The organism is Chitinispirillales bacterium ANBcel5 (assembly GCA_029688955.1).
GTDB lineage: Bacteria > Fibrobacterota > Chitinivibrionia > Chitinivibrionales > Chitinispirillaceae > Cellulosispirillum > Cellulosispirillum alkaliphilum.
Genome location: JARUKZ010000006.1, coordinates 59,150 through 71,524 on the forward strand (window position 1 = coordinate 59,150; position 12,375 = coordinate 71,524).

The 12,375-nt window shown below is 40.3% G+C and carries 11 protein-coding genes; 4 read left to right on the top strand and 7 right to left on the bottom strand.

Translation table 11 applies throughout. From position 1 onward, the window contains the following. Window positions 1-22: 22 nt before the first annotated feature. From QA601_04750 to QA601_04775, 6 genes are all read right to left on the bottom strand, one after another. On the bottom strand, window positions 23-316 hold the full coding sequence (locus tag QA601_04750) for a DUF4321 domain-containing protein (protein ID MDG5814375.1): 294 nt from the start codon (window positions 314-316) through the stop codon (window positions 23-25). A 94-nt stretch (window positions 317-410) separates the two neighbouring features. Further along, a complete protein-coding gene (locus QA601_04755; protein MDG5814376.1) occupies window positions 411-1,640 on the bottom strand; it encodes a trypsin-like peptidase domain-containing protein in 1,230 nt (409 codons plus the stop codon). Then, window positions 1,630-2,379, bottom strand: coding sequence for a tRNA pseudouridine(38-40) synthase TruA (truA, locus tag QA601_04760; protein MDG5814377.1), 750 nt, complete (start codon window positions 2,377-2,379; stop codon window positions 1,630-1,632). The genes QA601_04755 and truA overlap by 11 nt, the downstream gene beginning before the upstream one ends. Beyond that, window positions 2,379-3,503, bottom strand: a complete 1,125-nt coding sequence (locus QA601_04765) for a hypothetical protein (GenBank protein MDG5814378.1) — start codon at window positions 3,501-3,503, stop codon at window positions 2,379-2,381. The genes truA and QA601_04765 overlap by 1 nt, the downstream gene beginning before the upstream one ends. Beyond that, window positions 3,500-4,741: a glycosyltransferase N-terminal domain-containing protein gene (locus QA601_04770; protein MDG5814379.1), complete on the bottom strand. Its 1,242-nt coding sequence runs from the start codon at window positions 4,739-4,741 to the stop codon at window positions 3,500-3,502. Before QA601_04770 ends, QA601_04765 begins: the two co-directional genes overlap by 4 nt. Window positions 4,742-4,761: 20 nt before the next feature. Next, window positions 4,762-6,222 (bottom strand): diguanylate cyclase, encoded by a 1,461-nt coding sequence (locus QA601_04775; protein ID MDG5814380.1) that lies wholly within the window; start codon window positions 6,220-6,222, stop codon window positions 4,762-4,764. 403 nt (window positions 6,223-6,625) lie between these two features. Between QA601_04775 and QA601_04780 the strand changes: the two genes are divergently transcribed. Together QA601_04780 and QA601_04785 are read left to right on the top strand one after the other, a co-directional pair. Continuing rightward, window positions 6,626-7,795: a hypothetical protein gene (locus QA601_04780; GenBank protein MDG5814381.1), complete on the top strand. Its 1,170-nt coding sequence runs from the start codon at window positions 6,626-6,628 to the stop codon at window positions 7,793-7,795. A gap of 11 nt (window positions 7,796-7,806) precedes the next feature. Beyond that, window positions 7,807-9,006, top strand: a complete 1,200-nt coding sequence (locus tag QA601_04785; protein MDG5814382.1) for a hypothetical protein — start codon at window positions 7,807-7,809, stop codon at window positions 9,004-9,006. Window positions 9,007-9,450: 444 nt separating this feature from the next. On the opposite strand, the gene QA601_04790 is transcribed toward QA601_04785, so the two are convergent. Beyond that, window positions 9,451-9,996, bottom strand: a complete 546-nt coding sequence (locus QA601_04790) for a hypothetical protein (GenBank protein MDG5814383.1) — start codon at window positions 9,994-9,996, stop codon at window positions 9,451-9,453. Between the two features lie 29 nt (window positions 9,997-10,025). Here QA601_04790 and QA601_04795 point away from each other — a divergent pair, with 29 nt between their 5' ends. Next, on the top strand, window positions 10,026-11,558 hold the full coding sequence (locus tag QA601_04795; GenBank protein ID MDG5814384.1) for a DUF1957 domain-containing protein: 1,533 nt from the start codon (window positions 10,026-10,028) through the stop codon (window positions 11,556-11,558). A gap of 1 nt (window position 11,559) precedes the next feature. Beyond that, window positions 11,560-12,327 (top strand): hypothetical protein, encoded by a 768-nt coding sequence (locus QA601_04800; protein MDG5814385.1) that lies wholly within the window; start codon window positions 11,560-11,562, stop codon window positions 12,325-12,327. Window positions 12,328-12,375: the final 48 nt, after the last annotated feature.

Here is a 12,375-nt window from a genome sequence, read left to right on the forward strand (position 1 = left end):
TTTCTACTTTTCCGTAATTTGCTCACTTATACCAGCGGAAAAAATAAAGACTCAAAAACACCCCAAGTATAGACAGCAAACTAAACTGGATCTGGAAACCGAGGTAAAAACGTATTGCGTCAAGATCAATTAACACCGGTCTGTTTTCTGCGAAGTCACCGATTCCAAAAGGTATGCTATAGGTAAAAAAAGTTTTCACAACATTTTCACCCGGTAGCATGGATACTACAGAATTGAGAAACGAACCTATGAGAATCCCAACTAACACAACCAAAACCAGGGTCGTAATGCGTTTTTCTTTCAATGGTACAGCCATTTAATTTTCCTTTCTATGTTTTACCCCCCCCCCTATATCGATAAAATATACCACAGGTACACTTTATTTTCTATTTTTTATCGGTCCATTTTGTTTATTTTATACTGTCACTGTATTCTTCAAGGACCATTTCAATGTCTGACTCTTTTCTATCCCTTACAATACATAGATCAACAGAGTCGTTCACAAAATAATCGATAAAGAAACCATCGATATCGGCATGAGAATGGATGGTACGATTACCCATTCTTTTAATTATATCGCCGGGTTTGAGTCCTGCTGCATCACCCGGGCTGCCGGGCTGGACACTTACTACCACAACCCCCTCAACACTATCATAGCCCAATGCATTGGCTACGGATCGATTTAAGTTCTGGACCGAAATACCAGTCCAAACCTGGCGTCTCTGCCCATGGTTGATGAGTTCCTCAGCTACTCTTCTTGCCCTATTGATTGGAATAGCAAAACCGATCCCTACAGAACCTCTGCTTTCAGAACTTCCGGTAAATATAAATGAATTTACCCCTATCACCTCTCCCAGTGCATTAACCAGAGGTCCACCAGAGTTACCAGGATTGATTGCTGCATCTGTCTGTATCATGCCCTGATAGTACACCCCTTCAGACGGAGCAAAATTTCGGTTCAATGCACTGATAACCCCTACAGTAACAGTGGGGTGGGCATCATTGATAAAATTCAAAAACGGATTGCCGATGGCAATACTCCACTCTCCAAGAACCGCTTTATCAGAATCGCCGAATTTAACCGGTCTGAAATTTTTCCCCGGAACAGCTATAACAGCAAGATCAGATCTTTCATCATAGCCCACCACTTCACCTTCAAAACGCCTGCCATTGGAGAAATTAACGTATAGTTTTGCAGCATTCTGTACAACATGGTAGTTTGTAAGTATCATCCCGTCGCTTCTAATGACAAAACCAGAGCCAATACTTTCGACCTGACGATATCGGGGGACCTGCCCACGACCGAAAAAGAAGTTGAAAAAGTCATCATCATAGAAGGGGTTTCTTACCCTCTGAATCTGAGTAACTACAATACCTACTACTCCGGGTGCCACATTACGCGTTGCATTAACTATCGCATTATTGCGGGTAGCAGTAATATCCTCTGAGGCATGTAGCTGTGGAAATAGAAGCTCCCCCTGCCCAAGCTTCTCCTTTTCTGCTCTCTCTATTCGCTGTTCGGCAGTAAAAAACCAGGATGAGTACAGCCGCCTGATTATTTCACCCCCTGTAAAGAAACCGGCTGTCATCCCCACTATTAGAAAAAGCAGGTAAATTCCGATTCTACCTTTAGATCCCATCTTTATCACCGAAACCTTCATAGTTAACATTTTCAAGAACTAAACCATGCGGTGGCGCTGTCTGGCCAACCCTGCTACGTTCTTTTGAGCTAATAATATCATACATCGTTTCCTTGATATTACCTCTGCCGATATCAACAAGAGTACCTACAATTGATCTAACCATCTTATAGATAAAGCGATTCGCCTTGATTGAAAATTGCCATGTACCTGCATCATTGGTAAGTCGCACATCCTTTATCAAACAAATGGTCGAATCGCTTCCACTTCCTGAAGCACAAAAAGCAGCAAAATCATGCGTTCCAATAAGGTGATTGCTATTCTCCTGAACCCTTTGCCAGTTCATTGGGTAGGCGATATGCCAAGCCCTAAGCAGTTGAAGCGGGGTTTTACGATCAACCAGGGTATAGCTATATTCCCTTGATACTGCTGAAAAACGAGCATGAAATTGCCTGCCAACTTCTTGCAAGCCATAAATTGCGATATCTTTAGGCAAAAGTGCGTTAACCGAGTGCTCACACCTGATGATATCTATCCTTGTTTCTGTATCCATGTGTGCACATTGAGCTCTTGCATGGACCCCGGCATCGGTTCTCCCTGCTCCGGTTACACTACATTTATGACGTAAAACAGTTGAAAAAGCGTTTTGAAGCTCTGTTTGAATACTATTACCATTGAGCTGGACCTGCCAACCACAATATCGGCTTCCATCATACTCAATGCGAAAAAAATACCTCATCAAGTACCTGCCAACTCCAAAACCTGCTCTACTCTAACAATTCTGTAACAGAGCATCTGAATTTCATACTGATTTGGATCTACCCGACCGGTTTTCACCCCAACATCAAACTCGCGCAACCACCTGATAATCTCTCTTAGTTCTCTGTTTTTAAATCTCTTAGCATGATAAATTATATTACTCTTTATGATAACAGGATACACTCTTCTCTTATCATTTTTTGATAACAATCCAGAAGCTACCCCTACCTCAAAAGCAGCTTCATTACGCTGCTGATAATTGCTTGAGGATGAGAGCACTATTTTAGCCAAAGCGGGGTTAGCCTCAAGAAATTTCCTGATTCGCAAAAGGGCCCAAAAATGCCTGTAAATTGCAGATATCACAAAAGGTGCACTAAAGCCACAGGAAAAAAGCGTATCAACTATCTCCAGTGCCCTTGGTAACTTTTTTTCACCAAGAGCACCAGCCAGCTCAAAAGGAGTCATGGGCCTTGTTGCCCCTACAACTTTATCAATAACGTCCCGCTCAATTGGAGCTTTAGGGGCCAGATTTATGTTTATTTTCTGAAGCTCTGAGTACAACAAATCCAGGCCACTACCTACAAGATCAACCAAATATTCAGCATCTTCTTTCGCTATTCTCCTTGAGAAAAGAGAGGGTACGTTTGAAACAAGCCATTCTGCAGTTTTGTATTCCGGGGGGCATGAAAAATCTTGTATTTCAATATGTGAAACACGTCCCCGTTTTTTTAGTTGTAGCTTTTTGGTTATTTTCCCCTCTGAAGCTGAAGTACCTTTTTTGGCCCCACTCTGTCCTTCTATTACAAGAAACACATCCGGTATATCATAATCCAGATTTTTGTTGAGCAAAGTAAGCTCGGAATCTGAAAGTGTGTGCGCATGAGTAATTATAAATACCCGAACCTCCTGAAATAGCGAAGGGGTGATCATCTCTTCCATAAAAGTAATGAAGGACTGAGAAGAGGAATCATACCGCTTCTGGATAAGTTCAGGATAGGTATTATTAATACGATCAATGTAACTGTTTCTGAAATGTTCTTTTCCAACCGTGTCATCGCCGGTCAGAATCACGATTTTTGGTATCGTTTCATTCGTTTCACTCATGGGATAAGCGACTCCAGCACCGATTCTTCCTTATTCACTTCATCAGCAAATTTAAGCTGTGCAGTAATAAAACTGCAGGCATCTCTTTTTATCACTCTAACGATTTCGTTGGCAAGCTCAACCCCGTCACCAGCCTTGAAACCAACCCCGGAGTCGATCAGTTTATCGCAACTTTTTTTCTGAGTATAATAATGTGGGCCAAAAAAGAGAGGTATGCCAAATTGAGCAGCATCCCACACATTATGTCCCCCCACCTTTACAAATGAGCCTCCCACAACTGCAGCATCGGCAACTCTGTACATGTCTTCAAGAATACCATATTTTTCTAACACACAAGTTTGCCAGTTTTCCCAGGTTATAGGATCTTTTAAATGAAGACAGTTGTTTTCAAATTCCTGCGCAATCAGCCCGGCATTCTTCAGGTGTCTTGGGATTACGATCATTTTGCATTTAAATCCCTCAGATTGTAACTTATTTAAACATAATTGTAAAACAGTTCCCTCTCCAGGGTGAACACAGCCTGCAGTAATTACAAATGTCTCTTCATTAAGATTCATCTTTTCTCTGAGTGAGGACCATTGTTTATGCTCCGGGCGTTTTACCGTAACCCTACTTTTTAGATTACCTATAACATGAATGCTCTTCTCTTGCATACCAAGGGAACGAAAACGCAACGCGTATTCTTTATCCTGCACTATTACAGTATCGAATTGTTCAAATATATCCCTGAATAGAAAAGAGAAACGTTTAAGATTTCTATACCCCTTCTCTTCAAGCCTGCCGTTAACAACACCAAGAGATACACCAGCCCTTTTACACACATGGAGCATACACGGCCACAGCTCAGTTTCAATCAACCACAAGCGACTAATGCCAAAATGTTCAACAATTCTTTTCATCAAAGGTATGGTATCGTATGGAAGATATCCAAATGCACATACCGATGGCTTTAAATTCTGCTCTAAATACTCAACACCCGTGGTGGTTGTGGCTGTGATAAGATACAGATCATCGGGATGCTTTGATGAAAGATAATCAAGGAATTTAATAAGAAGTTTTGCCTCCCCCAGGGAAGCAGCATGAACCCAGATAACATTTTTTTGCCTGTAATCTTTTAATATTCTGGGTAATTTCTGCCTCTGAGTAAGCCCCCATCGTTTTTTCTTAAATATAATGGAAAGTGGTACTACGGCGACAAAACGAAGCACCTCCATGATGGAGCTATAAATCAAAATCATAAAGAATATCACCTTTGTTTTCATATTGTTTTGTCGCTAACGTTTACCTGATTTTTCCCTTTTCGCTTTGAAGTATACAAGGCCTCATCAGCTCTGGATATCAAAACGTCTTTGTTTAAAGGTTTTCTCCCATCATAAACAGCCACACCGAAACTAACAGTATAGAAAAATTCTGTTTTCCCACTCACAAACGGTTCATCGGCTATTTGTCTGCAAATTCTCTGAGCCAGCTTATGGGCACCATTTTCATCGGAATCCGGAAGAATAAGACTAAACTCCTCACCCCCGTACCGTGAAGCAACATCACTGCTTCGGATATTTGCGCAAAGTCGACGAGTTAGGTCTATAATCACTGCATCCCCGATTTGATGTCCATACGTATCGTTTATCGATTTAAAATCATCAATATCAGCCAAAATTAAAGCAAACACTCCTTTGTGCCTGTTTGCACGTGCAATTTCCCGTTCGAGTGCTTCGTGAAATTGGCGATGATTTGCGATACCGGTGAGACTATCAGTTTTAGCCTGCACTCGCGCCTGCAGATCAGAATAAGCATGCTCAATAACCGAAGAAACAAGAGAGGTAAAGATATGCAGAAACTCATTTTGGGATGATAAATCTTGCTCACAATTTCTGACCACAGCAATAGTACCGATCGTTTTACCACTGATTATCATTGGAACCGATAGGCACTGGAGAGATTCACCTGAACTCGATTTTCCTTCCCTACCCTTATAAAAATACAGTGGTAATTCTTCGCTGCGAAATGATTCTATAGTAAGAAAGGGAAAAGCATCGTTCCAAAAATTTAAGAGGTTATCCCTAACCTGTTTTTCTGATACATCTCCAAAACGAGGCATGGCATATAGTTCCTTGTACCCAAGTATATCCACACCAACAGCACAAAAGTACGCATTGCATTTAGTATTTGCTTCATCCAATACGATTCGCATGATCTCTGTGACTTCAAGAGAAAGCATTATCTTACGGGTAAAAAAGTAAAGAGAAGTGATGTCAAAGAGATGTTCTTTAGCCCCAGGCTCCATTTGCTCCGATTCCTTCATGAGCATAAGACTTTTTAGGTGAAAAAGACGTGAAGCTACAGCCTTTTCTACCTGAAGGAGAAGATCTTCAATCTCGAATGGTTTTGTAAGATATGAAACAGCCCCCATATTAAGCGCAGTTGTTGCAGAGTCCACAGTCGCATGCCCCGTAATCATAATAACTTCACAGAATTCATCACGGTTTTTAGCATACCCAATGATTTCGGTACCGGGCATATCAGGAAGCTTAAGATCCACAATTACGACATCAAAGTAATGCTTCTCAATAAGGGCAATGGCCTCTGAGCCGGTATTGCATGTCATTACTTTATAACTTGAAGACAGTGTGGTCTTTAGAAGCTGACAAACTAATTCTTCATCATCCACAATGAGGATTGTGCATTCAGAAGGACGTTTAACCAGAGTGATTGTACTCATAACTCCCGAAATGTTTCCCTCTGACAGGCTCTGGTCATGGAAGTAACCGGAAAATACCAGAAGTACTGGAGTAAAAAGGAACTAACCGTAATTCTTTAAAATACTATATATACACCTCTTTTAAAAGCCGATTCGAATCAAAATCAAAGAAGCTGCAAAGAGAGTTGAATCGGCTGTAGTTTACCAAACAAGCCTGTTTGAGATAGTACTGTTTTTCCATATACCCCTACCTGGATACTACGTTACGGTGCCACTTCAAAGCTTTTGGCAAAAAAAAGGCCTTATTGCCTCTAATTTTTGACTTCTTTTTAGGGCAAACCTATTTTTTCACACAACAAAGTTACTGGGAAACCTCATGACCCATGCTGATGTACCCAAAACGCCTTATAAAATGGAAGGTGCTATGATAAGAAAAAAGTTTAAGCGATTTGGTATCCTGTTTTTTCTGACAGCCATATTTTTTTCCTGTTCAGAAAGCAATAATATTACTGACCCGGGAAGAGGAGTTATTGAAGATTTTGATCCTGAGCTTTTAGACGTTTCCGGATTATTCAAAACGGTTGCTTTCGACAGCACTGCGTTTTGTGATGGGTTTAGTATTCCCCATTCCAGCGATAACAACTTCATACACCATCCAAACAGACGCAATCTAATTATTGGAAGAAGTGAGGAGCAGTTATTTAAGGGATACGTTGAATTTGCAGTATTACCCACTGATACCACTGAAGGCCCGCGTTATTCTCCAGATAATTCCTTGCAAGCTGTTTATCTTCATATATATGCCGACACAAGACATAAAGACACCTCTGAATTGTTTATGATTCCAGTCTTTTCCTGTGAACCCAAAGACTTGTTTGAAGAGGTAGTGTTAACCGAAGCTATGACTGAAATAGGGAAAGCTGAAATTACCAGTGGTTCCAAAGATTCTATACCACTGCCTGAAGATTTAGCTTCGGCTCTTTTTACCGCTTTGAGCGAATCAGCCAAAACAGACACCTCTGTATTCGCGTTCACCATTGCAGACACAACCGATTCTTTTAAATACCTGCAAAACCCGTTTCTTGTTATGCATATAGCTGACAAAGATGGAGAGGTATTTAAGGATTCTCTGTACGGCTTATCACAACTTACTGTTTACGAAAAAGATTTCGACACTCTTTCTGCACAGCCGGTCTCCAGAAGAATTTCCAACAGAGTAGCAGTCTTTGAATTCGACATCGATCGCTTTTTTGACACCACCTACACCTCAGGAACCTCCTTTGATGAGGTACTTAGTGCTGAGATAATGATGAGAAGACCTCAGGTAAAAAACTTGCCAGAGAACGAAAATATATCCTTTAGGGCCTACCTGGGGGGCGAATATAACAATGCCGGTGAACTGTCAGTTAATTTTGGTAATCGAAGAGTGTTCTCAGATTCTGTTATGTCTTTTCGTTTCGAAAAAGATTTACAAGAAATAACCCGTTCACGTCAATCAAGTGTTTTTCTCTATCTTGAGACAATTAACGAATTCAGCCAGACTTTATGGACCCGTCCAACACATTTTGATGCAGTACTAACAACTATTGATTAAGAGTGAATATTATGATTAGAAAACTATTATTTTTTGTATTAGCTATTGTAGTTTCCGTTTACGCAGAGTCCTATCTTAGCCTCTATTACCCACTGGGCACTCCGTTACAAACTTCTACCGGTTCGGCGCGTTCCATGGGAGGCAGTGGAACAGGTGTAAAAGAGAGTTTCTTTGGGATTTCTCTTAACCCCGCAAACATTGCAAACCACGAGAAATCTGTGTTTTCATCTGTGGCATCATTTGATGTAAACAGCTATAATGACACAGAGCGACACTATTTCTATAACTTTTCTCCATCTATGCTCTCATTAATAGTTCCTGTTGGTGCTTTTGGAAACCTGGGGTTTTCCTTCGCTAACAGAACTAAGGGTGATTTAAACTTCAGGTCTGTAGAAGAGTTACAGTCTCCAGTACCTGAGAGTACTGACACACTCTATACAGGTTTAATCAGAAAAGGTGGTATGAATGAATGGCAAGCTGGTTGGGGATACCATCTTGCTAACGATATTCAAATCGGTTTTACCTATAAACGCCTTTATTATTCTATGCAAACAGACCGTGTTTATGGATTTGCAAGTGGCGAAAGTTCCTATTATCATGAGATCCAAAGAAATACCGAAGAAACTTTCGCTGCAAACGGAGTTAAGGTCGGGGCAATACTTCCTTGGGGTGACTTAACACTAGGTGCTGCCGGCGAATATGTTTTTGTAAACGAATCAGATATTGTTAATTCAAACAAACTTAGGGAAGACACAATTTCCAACAAATCGAATGTAACCATTCACCCTCCGCCTTCAGCAACAATAGGCCTCTCCTACCAACTTACTTCAGAGTGGCTCTTGGCTGCTGATATTCATACTGTACTGTGGGATAGATTCATTTCAGATGATAATTCTTCTCTTCGAAGAACCTATTCCACCTCTGCAGGAGCTCGATACATTCCCAGTCCTGAGTACATATTTGCCACCGATTACTGGAGAACTATTCAGTACAGTACTGGGCTACGGTATGAACAGATGCCTGTAGAAGGTGCCTCTGAAGTCACTTTTACCCTTGGTACAGCTCTTCCAATCCAGCAGTCTTCAGCACTTCTAAACATTGGATTTGAATATAGCAGACGTCGGGATACCAATCTAAACGATTTTACAGAAGATGTGTTTCGCCTTGTAATCGGTTTAAACGGAAGTCAAAAATGGTTTCAGAATAGATAACTCATTCTGATAAAAACTAAAGCAGATAACAGTAACAACTATCACTGGTAATTGTTACTGTTATTGTTTTAGGTGCTGATGGTATAACGTATATTCTAACCTAAAGATTTAATTTATCAGGTGTTGAGATCCAAGCAGTTTTGATTTGATTCAGGTATTTGACTCATTCCTGTTTTGTGCCCAAGTGATACAACATCAAACAAAAATTTTTATGCACGGCAGAAACAGCAAAAAATCCATGATGCGACGTTACTTTCGCAAAAAGTTTGGTAAAACAAGCTCAACCAAACAAACAGCGTCTTTGCGTAGTAATGTCGAAAGTTCAATAAATCAAGATCCCTCTCTTTTTCTAAGTAATGTTTGTCATATAAGCTCAGAGTTGCCTGAAAATTATTCTGAACTCTATATACGCGCTATACCAAGAGACCCCCATTGGCTTTATGTCTACTGGCAGATCTTAGCCGAAAAAATAAAAAAAGAAAAATCTAATAGCAATTTTGCTGCATCCCAAAACACACTTCGCCTACTTAAAATAAATAAAACAAAAAAAGAAAGTGAGCCGGAAAAGATATCTGAAATTAAAATTGGCCCAGGCACCAACAATTGGTATTTCAACATATCTGAACCGGAAAATTTATATATAGTAGAGTATGGGTTAAAAAACAAAGAAGGACGGTTTAAACCACTAACATCTACTTCTCCAATCCAGGTGCCTCTAACTAAACTTGCTGAACCATACTCAGCAGATAATAACAAAGAGATAATGAGCATAACCGAACTTTCAATCGATAATTTGGGTATCGAGATCAGAAATGATTCAGGTAAACTACTAGAACTTGACCCCAGCAAATCAACCCAAAGTTCATCATCCATATTTCCCCAAGCTTCGCTAAGAAATGAGCAATAGCTATAGTAATAAGTCCCTTTTTTTGAAATCGGGAAAACAACCTGAGGGCTTTCTCTGTCTTGTTTTACATGCACACCTTCCATTCGTCCGACATCCTGAAACTGATTACACATTGGAAGAGAATTGGTTCTATGAAGCGCTTACAGAAACATACATTCCACTGCTTGTAATGTTTAGAAATCTCCAAAATGATACTATTCAGTTTCGATTAACGATGTCCCTTACTCCAACACTTTGCAGTATGCTTAATGACTCTTTTTTGCAACAAAGGTATATAAGACATATAAAAAAGCTTATATCGCTTGCAGAAAAAGAGGTAAAAAGAACCAGGTATAACGCTCTGCAAAACGAAAATGCTAAGCTGTATTTAGATAAGTTTAAGATGTGCTACCATCTCTTTGAAAACATATGGCAAAGAGATCTTATCAGGGAATTCAGAACACTTCAGGATGCAGGGCTGCTTGAAATTATCACCTGTTGTGCTACCCATGGCTACTTACCTAACATGCAGGACAACGAACCTGCTGTAAAAGCACAGATAAAAGTTGGTGTAGAATCTTACATCAAAAATTTCGGATGTCATCCCAGAGGTATCTGGCTTCCGGAATGTGGCTATTATCCAGGTTTGGAGAAGTTTCTTTTTAAAGAGGGTTTAAAATTCTTTTTCGTTGACACCCATGGCCTGCTACTTGCAAACCCACAGCCAAGATATGGAGTATACGCACCCCTCTACTGCTCAGAGGCACCTGTAGCGGCTTTTGGCAGAGATGCGGAATCATCACGCTCTGTCTGGAGCGCCCAGCAAGGATATCCGGGGCATCCCGCTTACCGTGATTTTTACCGGGATATTGGTTTTGAACTGGAAATGGATTATATCTCCCCCTATATTGATCCTATCGGCCTAAGAATTCACACCGGTATCAAATATCACAGGGTGACAGATATACATTCAGAAAAAAAAGAATATTACAATCGTCAGGAAGCATTAAATACGGCTGCCCAACATGCCGGCAATTTCATGTTTAACAGACAATTGCAAATACAACATCTTACCACCTTAATGGACAGACCTCCCCTGATTGTCTCACCCTATGATGCAGAACTTTTTGGTCACTGGTGGTACGAGGGGCCGGAATGGCTAAACTATCTTATCAGAAGAAGTCAATGCGAACAAAACTCCTATGAATTTATTACCCCTTCAGATTACCTTTCCCTTTTTGAAGAAAACCAGGTAAGTGAACCCTCTTTCTCCAGTTGGGGTGAAGGTGGGTACTCTTATGTATGGCTTAATGAAACAAATAGTTGGATTTACCATCATATTCATCAAATTGAAAATATAATGACTGAGTGTGCAAGCCAAAATCCACAAGTAAAGGGTGTAAAAAGAAGGATTTTAAACCAGATGGCACGGGAACTGCTTCTTTCTCAATCAAGTGACTGGGCGTTCATAATGAAAACTGGTACTATGGTTCACTATGCCCAAAAACGCACAAAAGAACACATTGCAAACTTTCTTACTCTGTATGAATATTTGAAGAAAAAAACGGTAGATGAGAATTGTCTTTCTTTTCTCGAACAAAAAAACAATATATTTGCAGAAATAGACTATAACATATACTGTCGCCAGAATGTGGCAGGAGGATAGAATGAAAAAAGTGAATATTATCCTTGCAACTATTGTACTAAGTACAACAACTGCTTTTGCTCAAGATTTTGTTAACATTTTTAGTAGTACCGGATACGGTTTTGGGATGGGTGGATACTATCTTGGATCATCAAACACCTTTTTTGAGGACAGAGAAACCCCGCTGGAGACCAACGACCACTTTCTTAATCTCGGACAGGGATTAAAATTTGAAATAGGAGCCGGGTATATGCTTATGCCCTTTCTTGAAGGTCGAGTATCTTTTGATCTCTCTTTAGGTGTTCCATCCCCCACAATAGAAAGTGAACGAACAAACGAGATATTCGAAGACACTACAACTGATTATAGGTTCTCCTCATGGGGTTTGCGGGCAGCTCTTGCTCCTCATTTTGAAATCCTCGAATTGCTCGATATGTACCTTGGTGTAGGTTTAGCCCTGAACTTCGCCTCTGCAAGCTTCGAACGTACAATAATTGAAACAGATGAGGAGCCAATGATTGGTGAAGTTAAATACAACTTTTCCCCTTCCCTTGGATTTATGGGTTTTCTGGGATTTGAAATACCTGTCATGGAATATTTTCTCTATTTTTTCAGCGAAATAAGATTCGAACAAATAAACCATAAACTGGAAAGCACGGAAGTGGTGAGTGGTGAACCGTTTGAACATCCCATCACCTACACCGAAGATGATGTTGAACGCAATCCCCCCCCCAATGTTCCTGCCACTAACTGGGGAATTAGAGTTGGTTTGAAATACTGGATTTTTTGACACTGTTATTTAGAGTGGTATTTTACCCACAACTTTATGCTTTAGAAA